This window comes from Paenibacillus sp. FSL K6-0276 (assembly GCF_037977235.1).
In the GTDB taxonomy this organism is placed as follows: domain Bacteria; phylum Bacillota; class Bacilli; order Paenibacillales; family Paenibacillaceae; genus Paenibacillus_AQ.
This window is the reverse complement of record NZ_CP150276.1, coordinates 3544683-3564703: the sequence shown is the minus strand read 5'-3', so window position 1 is coordinate 3564703 and position 20021 is coordinate 3544683. Positions and strand designations below refer to the sequence as shown.

Here is a 20021-nt window from a genome sequence, read left to right as displayed (position 1 = left end):
TTGCGGGGCATGGGTTTAAATATCTGTGTGTATGTTTCGGGGCAAGGAGAAGCTAGAAAGGTTCATAAGGTTATCGTGTTTTTAGTGAAACATCCCCGTCACACCCCACGGAAAGAAGAGGGGATGGTGAACCGGAGGTGGTACCCCAGGGCTGGGAAAGAAAAGTGTCAGAAGTGTCGATGCTGGCAGCGAATGCGCTTCTGACGGTACTTTCCTCATTCTTGCATCCCTCCTGAAAAAGAAAATGACCCCTCGAAAAGGGGTTTTCTACTGAGTCAAGAATATGATATATGTACCAAAATTTATTTGAATCGGCTTTAAGCTAGTGGGCAGGATACCACGACACATTAAAGGAGAAGCAACTACATTGGGCACAAAATGTTGCGAAGCTATTTACTGCCTCGCCTATACTTTAATTCGAGAGGGGGGACTAAGATGGAGTGGTTGGAGCGGATGAATCGGGCGATAGACTATATTGAGGCAAACCTGACTGGGGAGATCGAGTTGAGGGAAGTTGCCCACATGGCCTGCTGTTCGTCGTATCAGTTCCAACGGATGTTCTCGTTCATAACGGACGTGACACTGGCGGAGTACATTCGGAGGAGACGACTGACGCTTGCCGCGCTGGAGCTACAGCATAGTGGAACGGAGAAGGTGATCGATGTAGCACTGAAGTACGGATATGAATCACCAGTCTCTTTCGCGCGGGCGTTCCATGCGCTACACGGGATCACGCCAGCCATGGCCCGCCAGGAGGGGATTGCTCTTAAAGCCTACCCCCGTCTATCCTTCCTTATCACAATCAAAGGGGCAGAGGCAATGAATTATCGAATTGAAACGAAAGAAAGTTTTGAAGTGTTCGGCATTGAGGGTATATTCCGCGTCGATGGGGGCGGGGAAGCACCGCAGACACCAGCGAAGCTGTGGGAGCAGAGCCATGCGAACGGCGACGTGAAGCGGCTTGAAGCGTGTGCAGGCGATTTGCCAGCGTTCGTCTGCCAGGATTTGTATCCAGTACATGCGGTATGCAGCTACCGGAAAACCGGACCGGACACATTCCCGTACATGTTGTGCGCCTTCAAAGACGATGGTAGCAACACAGAAGGGTACACCTCGGTAAATATTCCGGCACATACATGGGCGATTTTCCCGTCAGAGCCGCATCCTTGGGATCAGTTCGGCAAGACGATCGAAACGCTATACAAACGCTTTTACACGGAATGGCTCCCGACGTCCGGCTATGAGCAAGTGGACGGGACAGAGTTCGAAATGAACGGCGTGAAAGACGGCCTCAACTATATCGAACTATGGTTTGCAGTACGTAAAGTGTAGCTGGTGCATAGAGCTCAATTAAAGCCATCCCAAAAGGGATGGCTTTAAAACTTGCCGTTACAGACAGCGTGGAGAACCATACCACAAGTAGGGCGAAATTTTGGTACTTAACTGCTTAAAGGGCAGTATAACGTAAAAAAGGACCATAAGTATCCATTTTTATGTGGGTCATGCGATGGTTGTTAAACTGCTCCAAACCGCTGAAAACAGTGGTATTACTCGTTCCACAGTGTATTCCGCGAGTAAGCAATGGCAGAAAATCGTTGGTTTCTACGAAAAGCACGGTTTTAAGATGTGGTTTGTTCAAATGTACCGATAAGCGACACATGATTACGCTAACGGGACACGATGGTTCAACTATAACAAGGCTGCCAGCACGATTGGCAGCCTTGCTGCGCTAACTGGCAGTTTAGTGGAACAAACGGTCTAAAACTCTTCTCATACTGAAGCTTAGAATTATGGTATAATTCGGTAAAATATCATAGGATTAGGTGAGTGACTTGACGTTAATAAATAATAATCTCCTAAAATTGGTACAAGGGACTGTAAAAAAATTTATAGATCCTAAAGCAGAAGTTTTAAGCATTGAAAGCACGCCTATTAATATGGGCATACAAGCAGTTGAGTTAATGCGCCATAGTGTACTAATAAAGATACTTGACGAAACATCGAAGTTGTCTCTTGTTTCAAAACATGCAACCAGGATAGAACGGCAGGTACTGACAAGGCTTTACTCACAAAAAGTAAGTGCGCCTTTTTCTTTGTCATATGGTTCTGAAGTAGATGAGAGGTCTCTTATTTGTATACAGGATGTTGATTATCAAACGGACTATAGAAACATAAATATTAGGTTGCTTCAGAAAAGTGAAACGAATGCCCTATCGCACATTCACATCTCTAACTTTGGTCAAAGGAAAGAACTTTCATGGTTACCTGAAGTAGACAGCTTCCATATTGAAAAGATGATATACGAGCGGTGGAAACCTCAATGGCAAGCAGCTAAGGGGAACGAACAGTTTATAGACGTCTTCGGGGAATACATACCCTTAGTGGAAGCTGTGGCTAATACGATATTCGAGGATATACAATACGTAATAAATGATGAGAACAGCCGAACATTAATTCATAACGACCTTAATCCAGGAAATGTGTTGGTACAGAACAATACTGATGTAATCTTTATTGATTGGGAAGAAGCAAGATATGGCTCTTTATTTCTAGATATCCCTCTGCGTTGTGGTACCTCGGAACAAATTGAGGAATATAGAGGGTTATTGGCTGCTAAAAGCATAGAATTTCCTGATGTTCATTTCAATCAAATGTATGCAATCGCCTCTCGCTACCTAGGACTTAGATATATGAGTTGGAATTTAGGAGCTTGGACTAGTAATTCACACGCCAAAGATGACTTAAAGAAATACTTGGACATGGTGGTGTGAACTTCGCTAAGCTAACGGGACACGCTAGCTCAATAAACACGATAAGGCAGCTCGTCAGTCAATGCGATCCGCTACCTTCATTCAACTATACCAGCTAATAGCTTGTCAAGATTACCAGTAAAGTAAAGCCCAATCATATGTTATATTTAAAAGTAGGTAAGCCAAATAACCCCCCAATTGTATTGTATTTGGAAGGTTATACCATTGGTTTCGTATTAAGCAATCCGGAATGTTTTTTTGTTTTTCATGATGGCATATAGCCAATGCACCAATTTATTGGCACATGCGACTAGAGCCACTTTATGTGGTTTTCCTTTGGCTCTCTTACGATTGTAGAATTCTTTGATTCGTATATTACGAGCGCGAATTAATCCGCATTGGACAGCCAAAACCAGCGCGTAACGCAACTGCCTGGAACCACGTTTCGTGATTCGATTTCGAGTTGCTGTAAACTTACCTGAAGCAAAGACACTTGGATCAATGCCTGCAAAGGCGACTAGCTTTTTAGGATGATCAAATCGGTCGACTTCTCCAATTTCAGATAAAATTGTTGCCGCAATTTTATGCCCAATACCAGAAATCGACTGAATTAATTCATATTCTTCAATGTCTTCAGCCAGAGCATCTATGTTCTGTTCCAATCCAGTAAGATGCTCTTGGTACTGAAGAATGAGGGTAATAAGGACTTTCAAATTGATTAAGTGGCTTGCATACATGTTTGCTGAAATGGGTTTTGTTTTGCCGCAACTAGCAGCCGTTGCACCCGTTGGTTAATCCAGTCCTCTGAACGCCCCCGTTTTGAAGAAAGCAGTTCTTTCATCTTAGATTTGAGTGTGTTTTCATCCGTCTGTAATACTGAATATGAGGTTGGGAATTCACTTAAAAACTGTAATGAAATACCGGAATACATAGCTCCAAAGACACCTTTGTAAGCAGGGAAAACCTGATCTAAAACAGCTTGGAATTGTAGTTTAGTCTGTACACACATCTTTGAAAGAGAGACTCATATTGTCTTGTAAGATAGCGCAGATTGAGAAGTTGCACACCTCTTTTCTTAAACGGTTCAAATTCTTCTTTGTAGTACAGCTCTCCCAATAGGTAAGCGTCAGCAGCATCCGTCTTTACTTTACGAAGTTGAGACTTCCTAAGCCGATTTGAGATGAGCGGATTAATAACAATATAAATATAATGATGTTCCTCTAGGAACTGAACAACGGGACTTTGATAATGACCGGTTGCTTCTAGAATAAGCAAAGGACGTTGTTGAGATGCAAATTCAACTTCTGTTAAAACTTGAAGGAAATTTGCTAAACCATCTCGAGTGTGCTCGAAGTGGAATATCCCTTGGAATGGCTTTTCGCGCTCTAGAAAGGCTTGTCCATGGCTTTCTTCTTTAGAAATATCTAGACCGATAACTGGATTCATTTCATCTCCCCTTGTAAGTGTAGATTCACCGGCATCCCCTAAGGTTGATCTTCTTGTCGCTCCATAGCATCGCTTGTTATACGGGATCTTACGTCCCAACCAGCCTCAATCATGGTCATGACAAGTAGGGGTGAACATTATAGCTCTCGGGATCAAGTCCCACGGGCAGGTACGTTCGACCAGGCTACTTTAATCCTCTATGCAAATGAAAAAAGGATCAACCAGAAAGAACTGGTTGATCTCATAATACGAACGGGCAGGAGAGTTAAAGATCAAACGCGGGGAACCTTACCATAAGTGACGGCGAAAAGTTGAGTTGAAGGTTGAAGCTTTAATGCTAAATCTATCAGGAATAGTTCTCCATCATTTGATATAAATAATTTCGAAAGTCTTCAACATAGGTTTTGGGCTCTACAACTTTTAGATGAGTGCCGAAGCTTGCTAAAAGTTGAAATCCCATACGATTTTGTGGGACATAAATGGTTGCTAATAAAAATCCAGAACTATGGTCTTCAATACTTCTTCGACCATACCTTTCGATGATTTGATCTTTTATGCTAGGCGATATCCATGCCTTAATCGTGACGAATTCAGGTAGATAATTTGCTTCGTGTACTTGCTCTGACCAATCGTCTCTAGGATGAAACGCGCGTTCATCCATAGTAATATGATCGATCCGAGATAACTTGAAAGTTCGATATCCCTGTCGATGTAAACAGAATCCTTTCAAGTACCAACTTGATTCCCTAAAATGCAGCTCATAGGGCTCGATCATTCTATTCGTTACAGCCCCGTCTTTATCTGTATAATCAAACGAAACCAGCCTTTTCTTTAAAATGGATGTTTGACATGTCTTTAAGGTTTCAAGAATCTCGGACCGACCTTCCCATTCATAAAACGACAGTTGAATGGAACGATTCAGAGACAAAGGACTAACCATTGCCTCTATTTTTTTTATCGTTCTTTCAACTTCTTCAGTAAGGAGGATTTGTTCCAATCCGCCGAGCGCAGCTAATATATTCTGTAAATCGGAGCTGCTTAAAAGGCGTTTATCCACCTTGTATTCATCCATTATGCCGTACCCGCCTTTGACCCCATTGATAGAGTAGATCGGGATGTTCGATAAGCTCAGTGTTTCCATATCGCGAAGGATCGTTCTTTTGGAAACATTGAATAGTTGTGAGAATTCCTTTGTAGATATAATCTCTTTTCTCAGCAATATCATGATAATCGAAATGAGTCTCTCCACTTTGTCCATAATTGCCCTCTTTTTTTCTACATGATTTCAAAATGGTGACACTAAGATGTCACCTTTTGTCCATTATACTACATGTATCACAAGAAGGAGGAATTGCAATGTTTAATCCAACCGATTTTCCCAAGCCCACCCTTATTTCAGTCAACGGTGTGGAACTCGAAGTCTTTGAAGCAGGCCGACAAAATTTAGGAAAACCTATTGTACTCTGTCATGGCTGGCCAGAGCATGCCTTTTCTTGGCGCCATCAGGTGCCCGCCCTTGTCGCAGCGGGCTACCATGTCATCGTCCCAAACCAGCGGGGTTATGGCAACTCATCCCGTCCGAGCGTAGTAACAGACTATGACATTGAACACTTGTCGGGTGATCTCATCGCACTTCTCGATCACTACGAATACGAAGATGCCACCTTTGTCGGTCATGATTGGGGTGCAATGATCGTTTGGTGGCTGACCTTATTGCATCCAAACCGTGTAAATAAAGTGATAAATCTGAGCATGCCTTACCAAGAGCGCGGAGAAAGACCCTGGATCGAGTTCATGGAAGAAATACTTGGCGGCGACTACTATTTTGTCCACTTCAATCGACAGCCGGGTATCGCAGACGCCGTATTAGAAGAAAATACATTCCAGTTCCTTCGCAACATTTACCGGAAGAACGAGCCACCCAGAGCGCCTCAGCCAGGTATGGCGATGATTAATCTTGCCAGAGCAGAAACACCACTCGGCGAACCCATAATGAGCGACAGCGAACTGGCCGTTTTCGTCTCCGCCTTCAAATCATCAGGCTTCACGGCAAGTATAAATTGGTACAGGAACCTTGACCGCAACTGGCGCTTATTGGCGGACGTGAACCCAATCATCCAACAGCCTGCACTTATGATCTATGGCGACCGGGATGTGATCCCGAAGTTTGAAAAACTAACGAAGTTCGTGCCCAATGTGGAAGTGGTCAATCTGAATTGCGGTCATTGGATCCAGGAAGAAAAGCCGGAAGAAACAAACCAAGCGATTTTAAAATGGCTGGAACAATGGGAGATGTAGTTTTTTTCAACAACCAAGAAGAGTTTAACGATTGGTTAGAAGAACATCATGCTGAAGCTAGTGAAATTTGGGTGGGCTATTTTGGGATAAGTACAGGGCGTGCAAGCCTTACTTGGTCTGCATCAGTAGATGCCGCTCTTTGTTTTGGGTGGATTGACGGTATACGAAAAACCATTGATAAACAAAGCTATAAGATTCGCTTTACTCCGCGCAAAGTAAATAGTGTATGGAGTGCTGTGAACGTAAAGAAGGTAAAAGCACTAATACAGCTTGGAAAGATGAGACCAGAAGGAATGCACGTCTTTAACAACAGAACCGATGCACAAGGCTATTCCTCTGAACAAAGAAACGTGGAACTTGCCAAAGAATATGAAGAACAAATCAAGGCAAATCAAACAGCCTGGCTATTCTTCACTAATTTATCACCATCCTATAAAAGAGATTCTATCTGGTGGGTAATGAGCGCCAAGAAAGAAGAAACACGATTAAGAAGGCTTGGAATATTGATCGCTTCATCTGAAGAAGGGCTAAAATTTCAACATTGCAAAAAAAATATTACAGAATAAGGAAATATAAATAACAAAAGAATCGTTAAAAGGATTTTTGGTACTGCATAAATCTGGGTCTATTGTTTCCCTGATCTTTAGGAGAGAGGAGCTACTGTATTTCTCAATCATTTAGGGTTTAATTCTCATCAAAAGTCAGAACGTTTTAAATGCGAGGCATAAATCAAATCGCTAAATGAAGAAGGGATGAAACAGCTCATCCAAAATCGCAACCCCCTTCATTTTTATGGTACAGCCGACCCTCATGATCTATGGTGACCGGGATACGGTCCAGAGGTCTGAAAACCTGACAAAGTTCGTGCCTAATGCGGAAGTGGTCAATCTGGATTGCGGTCATTGGATCCAGCAAGAAAAGCCGGAAGAAACAAACCAAGCGATTTTGAGATGGCTGGAAGAGCAGAATGATGCTGAATAGAGTCGCTTAGCAAGCAAAACTTAGAAAAACAATAAGGACACCCAAACAGGCAATGTCATTAAGTTAAGCTCAAAGGTAAGAACGGGAATAAAAATGGAATTCAAAACGGCATGGGAAAGCCCCGTGCCGTTTGTTTTTTACTTCACGCAAGGAAAAGGCGTATAACTAACAAAGCAGAAATACTGCAATAATTGAACAGGCGGAGAGAAAAGCATCGCTCTATGTTCTGTTCCAATCCAGTAAGATGCTCTTGGTACTGAAGAATGAGGGTAATAAGGACTTTCAAATTGATTAAGTGGCTTGCATACATGGTTTGCTGAAATAGGTTTTGTTTTGCCGCATCTAGCGGCCGTTGCACCCGTTGGTTAATCCAGTCCTCTGAACGCCCCCGTTTTGAAGAAAGTAGTTCTTTCATCTTAGATTTGAGTGTGTTTTCATCCGTCTGCAATACTGAATAGGCGGTTGGAAATTCACTTAAAAACCGTAATGAAATACCGGAATACATAGCTCCAAAGACACCTTTGTATGCAGGGAAAACCTGATCTAAAACAGCTTGGAATTGTAGTTTAGTCTGTACACACATCTTTGAAAGAGATTCATATTGTCTTGTAAGATAGCGCAGATTGAGAAGTTGCACACCTCTTTTTTATAAGGTTCAAACTCTTCTTTGTAGTACAGCTCTCCCAATAGGTAAGCGTCAGCAGCATCCGTCTTTACTTTACGAAGTTGTGACTTCCTAAGCCGATTTGAGATGAGCGGATTAATAACAATATAAATATATTGATGTTCCTCTAGGAACTGAACAATGGGACTTTGATAATGACCGGTTGCTTCTAGAATAAGCAAAGGGCGTTGTTTAGATGCAAATTCAACTTCTGATAAAACTTGAAGTAGATTTGCTAAACCATCTCGAGTGTGCTCGAAGTGGAATGTCCCTTGGAATGGCTTTCCGCGCTCTAGAAAGGCTTGTCCATGGCTTTCTTCTTTAGAAATATCTAGACCGATAACTGGATTCATTTTATCTCTCCCTATAAGTTTAGATTCACCGGCATCCCCTAAGGTTCTTCTTGTCGCTCCATAGCATCGCTTGTTATACGGGATCTTACGTCCCAACCAGCCTCAATCATGGTCATGACAAGTAGGGGTGAACATTATAGCTCTCGGGATCAAGTCCCACGGGCAGGTACGTTCGACCAGGCTACCTTAATCCTCTATGCAAATGAAAAAAGGATCAACCAGAAAGAACTGGTTGATCTCATAATACGAAAGGGCAGGATTGCGGAATAAGGGCTTAAATGAAATGAAATCTGAGTAGAGGAGGTAAAAAAGTGAAAAGACCTTTAGGAGTGACTTTAATTAGTTGTTTTTACATAATTGGTGCATTAGTATTAATTTTCACAGCAATATTCTTTAATGCAGATGCAGATGAATTTGGCATAGCCTATAGGTTTGGTTTACCAAACTTTCCAGAACAATTATTTAGGGTTATATTGGCTGTTGCTTCCCTTATCCTCATCTATGGTTATATGGGTTTAAAAAAATGGGGATTTTGGTTAATGATTATTTACTCATTTGGATTCGGTTTAATAAGTTATAATCTATTATCATCGCATAATCAACAACCATTCATAGGGAATGTCAGTTGGTCAGTAATTGTATTAATTTATACGTTTTTTGTTAGAAAGTCCTTTTTCCTCACAGAAAAGGATGAATAATTCAATGAATATATTCAAGCTAACGGGACACGTTAGTTCAATAAAGCAAAGGCAGTCTAAAACTATACGTTCTTTGAACAATGAAAAAAAGGATCAACCAGAATGAACTGGTGTTTTTGGTTTTATAAGTATTTCTGTAGGAGTTGTATCGTAAGTAACTTCCGTCGCGCCAGTTATATAACACAATAAAGCTATTGGCTGTTATGAGGTAGAGTGGTTATAGAGAGAAATATGATTTTAGAATCTGATAAGGCTTTTTAACTTGGAATTTCCTTAACGTTGTAAATCCGCATTTTCCTGACGAACTCCCTAGATGAGCTGTTAAATTGAAGTTCACAACGGTAAGACTCCATCAAGTATACAATCGGGAAAGCGAACGTAAGCTCTTTTATACTGCATGTACGTGCGCAATGCATCGGCTTTTGCTTTATACGACAGGGGAATGTACGCCATTTATTCAGGCACTGAGTACGACCTTGTATGAGGTAGATCAAAGCGTTGCAAGATAGCTCAATAAAACAGTGGCAGTCTAGGATTTTTTTTCCCATCCAAGGCTGCGCTGTTTCTATTATTGGGGTCAGTATAGTTTCATTGGTAAACTATTGACTTCATATCTTGTCGGTATGGATCACCAATCCCAAACTGTAAGAGCTATTAAAATAGATAACACCATAATAGGCAATAACATGATACATAGTGAAACAATTGATGCAATAAATTGAAATATGACACAGAACTATTACACTATTATTGACTAAATCTCCATATAGGTGTATTATTACACTACAACAAGAGGGAGGAGATTATTTGGATAAAAAAGAGTTTATTAAACTGGTAAATGCTAAAATAAAGCTCATCCGTATTGAAAACGATTTATCACAGGACAAAATGTCTGAAATTATCGGTTTATCAAAGAAAACATTAGTAGAAATCGAAAAAGGTAGAAGCACCCTCACATGGGCAGGTGCAGTTTGTGTCGCAACGCTTTTTGAACATAGCGAGATTATCCAGATGACGTTTGGGGATGATGTTAACGAAATTATCAAGACAGTCGCTTTTACACATTACACTAATAGTCCCCCCAAGACTCTAGGAGGGAAAGTATGGTGGCGACAAATAAGAGAGTTAAATGGTTATAAAATACAACAAAATGTTCTTTTTCAACATTATAGAATGCTAGATAAAGAGAACGGTAGAATATGTAGTTCATTTGAATTGGATGAAATCGAAAAAAGATTTACGGAACTGATAAAATCGTTGGAGTAGACTTACTGAAAATTATTGGATTCATAGCAAACTCTGATATCAAACAATGGAAGGAATTGAGTAATATGAAAAAAGTGACCATCACAACACTAGCTATCGTTATGGCAATGGGATTTTCAACTTATACATTTGCAAATACAAGTACAAAACCTGAATTCTCCAAAGAGGAGCTAACGTATCTCAAATCAATTAATCCAAGTATTACAAGCACAAAAGTGGATTCGCTAATGAAACAAAGAAACCAATTAGACGAACTGCATAAACAATTAGAGAAATTAGAACTAGATTATGGAATTCTCGTTGATAATACAAAAGATCCAAATAAAGAACCGAAAATTCTGGATGACTTAACAGCAGAGCAGTGTGAAAAACACTTTCAGTTGAGCGACAAAATTTGGAGTGAAGAGCTACGGTTTTTAGATGCTCAATATAAAGCTGGTCTCATAAAGGAAGATGATTATAAATTGGATAAGAGGAATTTCGAAGATTTAAGAGAAAAAAATTCATTAAATAACGCTAGTTGATGCTACACGGGATTTTGAATATGACAACTGTCAGAGGACAAGAACATACACACATAAGAAGTCGCCATAGTGGCGGCTTTTTTGTATTCGTTTGAAGGGTCTTGACCATGGTTTCTTCAAAATTATCAGTAATACGATTGTATAGTGCTGAAAAAGGAGAAACATTAATAAAAAGGCAGTTATCTTCAACTACCTTCTACTAATGGTTATTAAGAAAATCAATGAGCTTTATGATATCTCGATTGGATGCTCAAATCAAGATGAGATAGAACTATGGGAAATGTTGAATTTGAATGGCGATATATTAATAATTTGCTAGTCATGATTAACCTATCTGATTACTATAGTTTTCTTGCTTTGATTACAAAAGTTACAGGAAGCATCTTTGCTTTTATTGCAAAATCGTCGTTATCGTCTCGCGATTGCATAATTTCATCATCAGATTGCTCAATCATTTCTTCAATGACAAAACCCGCTTTTGAGAGCGCATTCACATAAGTTGATAGTTTACGGTCCGATAGTGTTAGCGTACTTTCGTCAAGAGATACCGAATACCAAGATTCATCGAAATAACATTTTTTAAAAACAAGCATATCATTTTCTGCAACAACACATTTGTGTATAGGGTGAGACCAACTGAAAATAAATACGCCGTCTTTTTTTAGGTAAGAAGCAATCCTGCAAAAAGTACCCTCAAGGTCGGTGGTCCAGCCTATGGCATAAATCGAATAAACGAAGTCAAAATAATCCTCTGGTATGCCACATTTTTCTTCCATGGGAGAACAGATTAATTTTGCTGAAAGACCGCACGCTGTCAAATATTGCCTTGTCTTTTCGATTTGGTTTTCTGATAGATCCATACCCCATAGTTCAGATGCTTTGCGTTCCCCGTGATATTGCAAAGATTGACCGCTTCCACAGCCTATCTCCAGCATCTTTTTTCCTGAAACATCGCCAAAAAGTTGGCATTTTTCTTCTGAGACAAATGCTCCATATAAAGGAAGTGCGGTTGCTCCTAAAATATCATTTCCTTTTGTATCCCAAAATAAGCTGTTTGTTTCATGAATAACATTCTTGTCCATGTCGACCGAGAAAGCGACGCCAACCTCGCCAGCGCCTATAACGTTTGTTCTGTAACCAGAATTCTTGTCCATACCGGTGCCATCCCCCAATATAAATAATATGAGTTTATACGTATATCCCGACTTGCGCGTTATCCCAATAACGCATATCGATCACGAACAGGCTGCGCTATTGATCCCAAAATAATGTACCATTTTTCTATGAATACATCCACCTAAAATCTTCCATCCAGCATCATTTTGATCTCGCAGACTCATTGCGCTAACGGGACACGCTAGCTCAAGCAGGTTAGAAGATTAAAACCTCTCTTTAGAAGCAAACCTAGTTGTAATAGCTTCTAAGGGGAGGTTTTATTATGAAGTTAAGTGAGTTGTGGCATCTATATGAGGCTGATAAACGAATTCAAGGATATAGTCCGAGAACATTGAACGCCTACGTCCTCCAAAACAAAATGCTAATGACGGAACTAGGTGATCCCGAGATAGCGGAGATTACATTGCCAATGCTGAAGCAATATTTGGCGAAACAAGCAGAACGTTTGAAGCCAAGCAGCCTAGGGCATCGAATTCGTTTCGTCCGATCCCTATTTCGCTATGCGTATGAAGAGACTTACCTGACTTCAAATCCTTCTTTAAAACTAAGAGAACCCAAATTGGACAAGCGAATTCCTAAGTTTTTAGTCGAGGAAGATGTTATTCATCTTAAGATCTCCTGCCAATCATTAAGAGAAAGAGCGCTGCTTGAGCTTCTCTATTGTACTGGCTGTCGAGTCGGGGAAGTAGAGAGGATAAACATCGAGGATCTCAACTGGGAAAACTGCTCTATAGTCGTAAACGGTAAGGGCTCCAAGCAGAGAGAAGTGTACTTTACGATAGAGTGCAAAGTATGGTTAAGGAAGTACCTGACCAGTCGTGGAGATACCTGTAAAGCCTTATTCGTAACGGATACCAACCCAACTAAACGCATGGCTATTCCTACAATAAGGTGGGCATTAAAACGGCTTGCAGATCGAGGAGAGATTGAAACGAATGTTTATCCGCATCGCTTTCGACATACCTATGCTTGCCAACTCCTTGATAACGGTGCTCCCTTGGATTTCATCCAAGGTATGTTGGGTCATGAGAAAGCCTCAACCACGCAAATATACGCACAACTTCGTGGCGAACGCAGGAGAGAAATGTATCGACGATTTTTTTAGCATATAATAGCGGCAGATCCCTTTTAGAAATCTGCCGCTATTCAACTATTCCAGCTAATAGCTTGTCAATATTTAATTATTAATGGCCGATTCCTGAAGTGGTATACTTAAAAAAAGATATGACAAATAACCGTCCCCTTCGGCACAGGAATATATTTCATCTTTTTCTATTTCATGCTGCTCATTCTAGACGAAATGCTTCTTTTGAAGTCAAGATGGCAAAAATCCAGTGGATGAGTTTGTTTACACAAGCAATTACCGCTACTTTGAACAGCTTTCCTTCAGCACGCTTTTTATCGTAGTAAGCTCTTAATTTCTTGTTTCTATTACTACGAATACCACAGCGCACAGCTTGATACAGGGCTGTACGAAGCCTTCTCGAGCCATGTTTCGTGATTCGATTTTGGGTTGCCACAAACTTACCTGAAGCAAATACACTGGGATCAACACCAGCAAAGGCCACCAGCTTCTTTGCATGATCGAACCGATCGATTTCTCCAATCTCAGCCAAAATTGTTGCAGCAATTTTCGTGCCGATACCGGGTATCGATTGGATTAAATCATATTCAAGTAACTCTTCAGCCAGGGTCTCTATCGATTTATCAAGGTCTGATAGATGGTCCTGGTATTGAAGAAGTAATTTGATGAGCAGCTGCATGGAGATCAAATGACTTGGAAAAGCCGTCTCCTTAAAGGGATTTCGCCTTGCTGCAGCCGCTAGGATTTGAGCGCGTTCCAAACACCATGAGACGGATCTGCCGCGTCCAGTAAGACGTTGGATCGTTGTTGTAATCTCTTCCACAGTCATATCCAGGACTTCTTTAGACGTCGGGTGTAAGGCTAGAAATCGAAGTGAAACTTTCGAATAAAGGTCACCAAACACGCCATGGTATTCGGGAAAAACTTGATCCAGAATGGCCTGGAATTGTAGTTTTGCTTGAACATACATACCCGTTAGGGATTCATACTGTCGTGTTAGATAGCGTAAATTCATGAGATGCTGACCCCGTTTTTTGAGGGGTTCAAACTCTTCTTTATAGAACAGCGCCCCAAGTTGATAGGTATCAGCAGCATCCGTCTTGACCCGTCTTAAATTAGTTTTTTTGGCTTCATATGAGATTAACGGATTAATGACGATGTACAGATACTGGTGCTCATCCAGAAACTGAACAACAGGGCTATGATAATGACCTGTTGCCTCCATTACAATGCAAGGTCTCATCCCAGCAGCTGATTCCACTGCTCTAACATAATTAAGAAAAGACGATAATCCCTCTAGATCATGATTAAATCTAAAGATCTTCCCATGAGGTACTCCACGGTCTAAAAAAGCTTGTGCATGGCTCTCTCCCTTGGACACATCCAAACCAATGACTGGATTCATGACATCACTCCTGTAGTATTTTCACCGGCAACCCCTAACCTTCTTGTCTTCCACACTATCGCATGTGATACGGGATCAACGTCCCAACCAGCCTAACCATGGTTGAACAAGTAGGGGGGGATGAACAGAATAGCTCTCGGGATCCAAGTCCCACGGGCAGAAACGTTCGATCCCCGGCTACCGCTATCTTACGACCATACAAAAAAAAGGTCGACCAGAAAGATCTGGTGACCTCATAATACGAAAGGGCAGAATAGTTGAATCTTATTAAATTCTCATCATATCGAATTCGAGACAAGGAACAGGAATGTCTCGGAGTATATCAGGAAGCGAAAGTGATTAAAAAGTTTGTTTCATCGAAATATAGAGCGTTATCAATTCATTGGAACCGCCTTACGGACCAAAAGGTATGGTAGTGTTAGAAGAAGGAGGTAATCCCTCCTACGAAGATTTTTTTCGTGTCAGCACATTTAAAAAAAGTAGACTGTATAGTATTCCGACCAGAAATGTGGGGGGGAAGAAGAGACACATTAGTAATTGTCCTTCAGGAGAGGTCAATCGTCCTCCAGTTACTAAAATAGGGAATATGAATCCGACTAAAATAGAACCAAGAATATTCAAAAATATTTTTAAAGTCTTCTGAGTAACTTTCAAGTCGATTACATAACAAATAAGAAATATTAGTGGAACTAATATAAGTAAATATAAGAAAAATGTCGAAAATACTATACCTTTATACTCATCATTAGAAATAGTTTGGTTGAATATGACTTGGCTACCTTTTTGGTAAAGCCATGCACCGATTGTATATGCCAATAAAACCCCGAGTGTTCCAAGAATATACCTAAAAGGATTTTTCAAAAAATCACCCCATCTGATTATCTTATAATAATTATAACCCAATAAACCAAAGAAAGTTACCAAAAACTAGGTTTGACTATTGCATGGAGAGATGATGATTCTGCTTTATTCTGGATTGAAGAAAAGTTGGCTTGGATTGTGGGAAGGTGATGAATACAAAACTCCTTATCATCCATCGCTTAGACATGTAGCATTTCGAGTTGATTATGAATTTTTGAAGCAATCAACTCATTGGCTAAAGGATCGGGGTATTCAACCTGTTCCATTTGGTAACCGAGATAATGTAGTACCTTTTGTTCGCCCGTATTCAGAGAATGCTTCAGTATATTTTGATGACTCAGATGGGAACTCGCTCGAGTTTATGTGTTATGTTGAAGTGCCAGTGGATTTGAAGAATATTACATGAAAATTATCCATAGATGAGTGGGAAGGGCTATTAAAGAATTAGCGTAGCTTGTTCAATGATGGCAATGACTTCTGATAACAGTTATTAAGCTCCCATGAAAATTAAATTAGCTCAAAACCTGAAAAAGAGCATAATAAAACAGACTAAGAATAACACTTTTTAAAAAAAGGTTGAGCCTCTTGAGTAATCATATAGAGATTGTTAGATCTTTTAAGCACAAAAAACATCATATAGACAACAAACAAAAAGGCAAGGCTGGTGCAACACCCAAAAAGGATTAATCCCCCATGAGTGCTACCCATATAGGGTGCGACATTCTGTGATGCACCGTGGTGGTCGGAGTCAGACTAACGGTTGGGCTCTATGGCACGATAGCTTATCGACCTTCTTCGCCAGCCGTACAAACAGTATAGACAGAGGTATCCATTTTCATCCTCTGTGGTGCAGCCCGCTCTTGGGCTGCATGTATGGCTAACGGGAAACGAGAGCTCTATGTAAGCAGGCTGCTAGCTAAACGGCTCCCGCTAAACTATCGGGGAGTTAGCCTAAGGAATATAATTGTTTCGAAGGGGATGGGATATAAATGACAGAAAAACACTTGTTTTTATTTGGCGGAGGGGCACCATTCAATGAAAGTTTAGGTGAAAAGTTCGCGAATTTATCATCTAATGGCTCAAACAAGGTAGCAATAATGTTTATTGAACAAGACGGTTGGAAGGAATACATGCCTAAATATACAGACTTATTAGAACGGTATGGCGTAATGAATTTTGAATATTTAAAATTGACCTCATCACCATCAATTGAATTAAAAGAACAGCTTCGTTCATCTACGGGAGTAATTATTTGTGGCGGTGATACAGAACTTTACAGGGAATACATAGTTGAAACGGAACTGGGAGACTTGTTGAAAGAACTGTACTTACAAGGCATTCCTATTGCGGGTTTTTCAGCGGGAGCTTTAATAAGCCCAAATGTTTGTGTGATATCACCTGTTGATAACAGAAAAAATGAGCAGCTATTTTTAAAAGGTCTCGGATTGGTAAATAATTTCGTGATATGTGCACATTTCTCAAAATGGAACGAAGAAAAGAACTTACTACTAGCACTTTCGAGAACCAATCTTTCTATTGGTTATGGGATTGATGATGGTTCTGGGATATATCTAAGAAATGAGCTGCTTTCGCAGTCTGCGGGGCAAGTTTATTTTTATCACGCTAATAGATCTAATAAATTTTTCACTGATTAAGCTAACGGGACACGATAGTTAAATATAAAGGGTTCCACATATTATACATGACTAATATGCGGAACCCTTTGTTATGACTGAAATTTATAAATTTAGGTCTTGATAAACTCGGAAAATAAATTATTAGATTAAGAAAAAAAGTTTTAGACTGGCGTGCCAGTGGTGAGGGGCTGGTATTCAATTAATATCACCCTTCCTAATACCTGATCTTTGTTAAAAATAAATAAAAAGAAGGAGCTTTTGAGAGCTCCTTCTAATGACGGCGGCTAATATTGGTTGAGTCGATCAAATCACACTAAAGACAAAAGAAACATGGAGTAACAATGATCAATCGGTCACAATTTCATAAGGCTCATCATTAACCGATTAAGTCATTTTCATTAGTGGCTGCTGATAACAACCATCCAACGAGTTTGCTTAAAATGTGCGTTTACAGAGAATAGTCTTTGACACACACCTCCGCCTCTATGCTGAGTGGATTAATTCCTCTTGTAGTTTTTGCACCAAAAGGTTCAATGGAACCACACCTCTCTTCGCGCCGTCGATAATTATGATGTCCGATATCCAACTTGTTTATACAAAGTATTATGCAGTTATCATCGAGCAGTTGCAGCTCACGCTCATGGAGCTTCCGAATGAAGCCGCCTGCGGCTCGCACATGTTCAAATGGGTGCCACATTGCTGAAGGTGGAGATTATGTACGTATGTTACATGCCGTACCGAATGAGTTCAATTATGGTAGATTTCCAGCGTTCGGAGCTTGCTTGCTGATCTTACTCAAGAAATAAGCCGGACATCTGAACTAAGACTTCTTAAAAATCTGAGACCTTTCGAGCTGGATGACTTTTATCATCACCGAGTGAAAGAGTCCTTCTCGTTTTTTCTTGCACAAAGCAATGCTGAATTACAGTTAACGTAAACCAAAGCCCATCCCTGAGATGGGCTTTTTTTTGTTCTCGATAAGATAGATAGCTATATATGGACGTTGCGTCATTACGCTAACAGGCAGCATTCCTGTAATGAGTAAGAATGACGTTTGAACAATAAAAGACCTCTTGATATCATAAGAATTGTCCTAAGCTGGCCAGCAAAAGGGACGAATTCGAATATCAGGAGGCAGATAATATGAATTATAACCAAAATGAGAAGATAGCTCAAATTACTTCTCAAACGCTAATAGTTGGCGTAGATATCGCTAAGTACAAGCACGTTGCACGCGCACAGGATTTTAGAGGGCAGGAGTTCAAGAAGGCTTTCCATTTTGAAAATACGAACTCAGATTTCAATCACTTTCTAGGTTGGATTCAACAACTAATGAAAGATCAAGGAATGGAAAAAGTAATTGTAGGAATGGAACCAACAGGTCACTACTGGCTCAATCTAGCTCACTTTCTTAAAGAACAACGTATTCAATTTGTCGTAGTAAACCCGATGCATGTAAAGAAGAGCAAGGAGCTAGACGACAATTCACCTACAAAAAATGATGTGAAAGATGCTAGGGTAATTGCACAGTTAGTCAAAGATGGGAGATATGCTGTACCCAATATTCCACAGGGAGTGTACGCAGAACTTCGAGTGGCGAAAAAGATACGAGATCTTCTATCTGTTGACCTACAAGCGGTTCAAGGACAAATCCACAACTGGCTAGATCGCTTCTTCCCTGAGTTTCTTACCGTATTTAAAGACTGGGAAGGAAAGTCGGCATTACAGCTTTTAAGGCTAAATGTATTACCACATGAATTAAGCAAGATTTCCGATCATGAGATCTTAACGCATCTCAGAAAAGCTGTTAGCCGTGCGGTTGGACTCAGTAGAATATCTGAACTCAAAGAAGCAGCAAGTCATTCGATTGGCATTCTTGAGGGTTCGACAATGGCTAAATTAGAGTTACGCACGTTAATAGATAAGTATGAACTCATAAATAATAGATTCGAAGAACTGGATTCAAATATAGATGGTTTACTTGAACAGATTCCAGGTGTTGAACAAATGTTAGCGATTACGGGTATTGGTAGAGATACGGTTGCAGGCTTCTTTTCAGAGGTAGGAGACCTCAGTTATTACTCTCATCCTAAGCAGATCATAAAATTAGCTGGGCTGAGTCTGAGGGAGAATACGTCTGGAAAGCATAAGGGACAAACAAAGATTACAAAGAGAGGGAGAAAAGCACTCAGGGCGCTTTTCTTTCGAGTAGCCATGCCTTTAGTCGCTAAGAATAGTGCATTCAAGGCTTTACATCAATATTTTACAACACGGTCAAATAATCCTTTGAAGAAAATGCAGTCCCTGATCGCAATATGTAATAAGCTTATACGGATTCTGTTTACGATTGGCAAGAAGCAGTATGAATTCAGTGAAGAGCATATGTTAAGGGATATTCCCCATATGGCAGAACTAACGAGAGTAGCTTATGTTTCTTTTGAATAATTCTTGAAGTAAAGTAGCAGGTAACCACATTTGAAGCACGGATTAGTCAGTAAAACAACTATAATACGGACAAAGATCCTGTCGGGCAGCATAACTGACATCCACATCATGGTAAGGTTGGACGAAGGAATTTTAGAGCGAAGACTCTGTGAGATTTGGGAGGGTAGACCTCCATGAAATATGTGGACATCCATCAGTGCGACCATAACTACATCTATTGCCACTTTTTGGATATGAGTGGTTAAGATATACGGATCGTTTTTTCTCCACATATCCAAAATTATCCTAATAATTCATCCCTATTCCAGTATTCAAATGCTCAAATACCAATGATGCTATGAAAACTTAAGAAAACAGGAGAAAATGAGAGCTAATGCTTTCTTCATAGAGGCAGTTTAATTAAACAATTCAATTAGAGTATTAATGACTTTTT

At 40.3% G+C, this 20021-nt stretch carries 16 protein-coding genes and 2 pseudogenes; 12 read left to right on the top strand and 6 right to left on the bottom strand.

From position 1 onward, the window contains the following. The first annotated feature begins 435 nt into the window (after positions 1-435). The gene (locus MHH52_RS16835; RefSeq protein WP_340003698.1) at positions 436-1332 is read left to right on the top strand and encodes an AraC family transcriptional regulator; all 897 of its coding nucleotides are present in this window, start codon (positions 436-438) and stop codon (positions 1330-1332) included. Positions 1333-1832: 500 nt separating this feature from the next. After that, the gene (locus MHH52_RS16830; protein WP_340003697.1) at positions 1833-2771 is read left to right on the top strand and encodes a phosphotransferase; all 939 of its coding nucleotides are present in this window, start codon (positions 1833-1835) and stop codon (positions 2769-2771) included. Positions 2772-2986: 215 nt separating this feature from the next. Here MHH52_RS16830 and MHH52_RS16825 read toward each other — a convergent pair. Continuing rightward, a pseudogene (locus MHH52_RS16825) lies at positions 2987-4196 on the bottom strand (IS110 family transposase). A gap of 346 nt (positions 4197-4542) precedes the next feature. Beyond that, entirely contained in the window at positions 4543-5454 is a 912-nt protein-coding gene (locus tag MHH52_RS16820; RefSeq protein ID WP_340003696.1) for a YafY family protein, read from the bottom strand. Between the two features lie 98 nt (positions 5455-5552). On the opposite strand from MHH52_RS16820, the gene MHH52_RS16815 reads away from it, so the two are divergent. From MHH52_RS16815 to MHH52_RS16805, 3 genes are all read left to right on the top strand, one after another. Continuing rightward, a complete protein-coding gene (locus tag MHH52_RS16815) occupies positions 5553-6494 on the top strand; it encodes an alpha/beta hydrolase (RefSeq protein ID WP_339248231.1) in 942 nt (313 codons plus the stop codon). Beyond that, complete coding sequence (locus tag MHH52_RS16810; RefSeq protein ID WP_340003695.1) at positions 6470-7060, top strand: YdeI/OmpD-associated family protein; 591 nt, start codon at positions 6470-6472, stop codon at positions 7058-7060. The genes MHH52_RS16815 and MHH52_RS16810 overlap by 25 nt, the downstream gene beginning before the upstream one ends. 226 nt (positions 7061-7286) lie before the next feature. Continuing rightward, on the top strand, positions 7287-7475 hold the full coding sequence (locus tag MHH52_RS16805) for an alpha/beta hydrolase (protein ID WP_053781983.1): 189 nt from the start codon (positions 7287-7289) through the stop codon (positions 7473-7475). 142 nt (positions 7476-7617) lie between these two features. Here MHH52_RS16805 and MHH52_RS16800 read toward each other — a convergent pair whose 3' ends face one another. Both MHH52_RS16800 and MHH52_RS16795 read right to left on the bottom strand, forming a co-directional pair. Further along, a complete protein-coding gene (locus tag MHH52_RS16800; RefSeq protein WP_340003694.1) occupies positions 7618-7980 on the bottom strand; it encodes a hypothetical protein in 363 nt (120 codons plus the stop codon). A gap of 38 nt (positions 7981-8018) precedes the next feature. Continuing rightward, positions 8019-8492 carry a transposase gene (locus MHH52_RS16795; RefSeq protein ID WP_340003693.1) on the bottom strand — a complete coding sequence of 158 codons (474 nt, stop codon included), beginning with the start codon at positions 8490-8492 and terminating at the stop codon, positions 8019-8021. Positions 8493-8803: 311 nt separating this feature from the next. On the opposite strand from MHH52_RS16795, the gene MHH52_RS16790 reads away from it, so the two are divergent. From MHH52_RS16790 to MHH52_RS16780, 3 genes are all read left to right on the top strand, one after another. Beyond that, a complete protein-coding gene (locus MHH52_RS16790) occupies positions 8804-9190 on the top strand; it encodes a hypothetical protein (RefSeq protein WP_340003692.1) in 387 nt (128 codons plus the stop codon). An 807-nt stretch (positions 9191-9997) separates the two neighbouring features. Continuing rightward, a complete protein-coding gene (locus MHH52_RS16785; RefSeq protein ID WP_340003691.1) occupies positions 9998-10456 on the top strand; it encodes a helix-turn-helix domain-containing protein in 459 nt (152 codons plus the stop codon). 65 nt (positions 10457-10521) lie between these two features. Continuing rightward, positions 10522-10980 (top strand): hypothetical protein, encoded by a 459-nt coding sequence (locus MHH52_RS16780; protein ID WP_340003690.1) that lies wholly within the window; start codon positions 10522-10524, stop codon positions 10978-10980. 341 nt (positions 10981-11321) lie between these two features. Here the strand turns inward: MHH52_RS16780 and MHH52_RS16775 are convergent, their stop codons facing one another. Then, positions 11322-12134 carry a class I SAM-dependent methyltransferase gene (locus tag MHH52_RS16775; protein WP_340003689.1) on the bottom strand — a complete coding sequence of 271 codons (813 nt, stop codon included), beginning with the start codon at positions 12132-12134 and terminating at the stop codon, positions 11322-11324. A gap of 284 nt (positions 12135-12418) precedes the next feature. Between MHH52_RS16775 and MHH52_RS16770 the strand changes: the two genes are divergently transcribed. After that, positions 12419-13261: a tyrosine-type recombinase/integrase gene (locus MHH52_RS16770; RefSeq protein ID WP_340003688.1), complete on the top strand. Its 843-nt coding sequence runs from the start codon at positions 12419-12421 to the stop codon at positions 13259-13261. A gap of 181 nt (positions 13262-13442) precedes the next feature. Here MHH52_RS16770 and MHH52_RS16765 read toward each other — a convergent pair whose 3' ends face one another. Beyond that, positions 13443-14645 carry an IS110 family transposase gene (locus tag MHH52_RS16765; RefSeq protein WP_340003687.1) on the bottom strand — a complete coding sequence of 401 codons (1203 nt, stop codon included), beginning with the start codon at positions 14643-14645 and terminating at the stop codon, positions 13443-13445. 864 nt (positions 14646-15509) lie between these two features. Between MHH52_RS16765 and MHH52_RS16760 the strand changes: the two are divergent. The 3 genes and pseudogenes from MHH52_RS16760 (at position 15510) to MHH52_RS16750 (ending at position 19588) form a co-directional block, all read left to right on the top strand. After that, positions 15510-15912 (top strand): annotated as a pseudogene (locus MHH52_RS16760) (VOC family protein). A 583-nt stretch (positions 15913-16495) separates the two neighbouring features. Continuing rightward, complete coding sequence (locus MHH52_RS16755; protein WP_340003686.1) at positions 16496-17161, top strand: Type 1 glutamine amidotransferase-like domain-containing protein; 666 nt, start codon at positions 16496-16498, stop codon at positions 17159-17161. A 1125-nt stretch (positions 17162-18286) separates the two neighbouring features. Next, positions 18287-19588, top strand: a complete 1302-nt coding sequence (locus MHH52_RS16750) for an IS110 family transposase (protein WP_340003685.1) — start codon at positions 18287-18289, stop codon at positions 19586-19588. The last annotated feature ends 433 nt before the right edge of the window (positions 19589-20021 follow it).

Bases quoted from the DNA above. Each gene is read 5' to 3' on its own strand.
- MHH52_RS16835 (WP_340003698.1), top strand. From the start codon at position 436: ATGGAGTGGTTGGAGCGGATGAATCGGGCGATAGACTATATTGAGGCA.
- MHH52_RS16820 (WP_340003696.1), bottom strand. From the start codon at position 5,454: ATGGACAAAGTGGAGAGACTCATTTCGATTATCATGATATTGCTGAGA.
- MHH52_RS16815 (WP_339248231.1), top strand. From the start codon at position 5,553: ATGTTTAATCCAACCGATTTTCCCAAGCCCACCCTTATTTCAGTCAAC.
- MHH52_RS16810 (WP_340003695.1), top strand. From the start codon at position 6,470: ATGGCTGGAACAATGGGAGATGTAGTTTTTTTCAACAACCAAGAAGAG.
- MHH52_RS16805 (WP_053781983.1), top strand. From the start codon at position 7,287: ATGGTACAGCCGACCCTCATGATCTATGGTGACCGGGATACGGTCCAG.
- MHH52_RS16800 (WP_340003694.1), bottom strand. From the start codon at position 7,980: ATGTATTCCGGTATTTCATTACGGTTTTTAAGTGAATTTCCAACCGCC.
- MHH52_RS16795 (WP_340003693.1), bottom strand. From the start codon at position 8,492: ATGAATCCAGTTATCGGTCTAGATATTTCTAAAGAAGAAAGCCATGGA.
- MHH52_RS16780 (WP_340003690.1), top strand. From the start codon at position 10,522: ATGAAAAAAGTGACCATCACAACACTAGCTATCGTTATGGCAATGGGA.
- MHH52_RS16775 (WP_340003689.1), bottom strand. From the start codon at position 12,134: ATGGACAAGAATTCTGGTTACAGAACAAACGTTATAGGCGCTGGCGAG.
- MHH52_RS16770 (WP_340003688.1), top strand. From the start codon at position 12,419: ATGAAGTTAAGTGAGTTGTGGCATCTATATGAGGCTGATAAACGAATT.
- MHH52_RS16765 (WP_340003687.1), bottom strand. From the start codon at position 14,645: ATGAATCCAGTCATTGGTTTGGATGTGTCCAAGGGAGAGAGCCATGCA.
- MHH52_RS16755 (WP_340003686.1), top strand. From the start codon at position 16,496: ATGACAGAAAAACACTTGTTTTTATTTGGCGGAGGGGCACCATTCAAT.
- MHH52_RS16750 (WP_340003685.1), top strand. From the start codon at position 18,287: ATGAATTATAACCAAAATGAGAAGATAGCTCAAATTACTTCTCAAACG.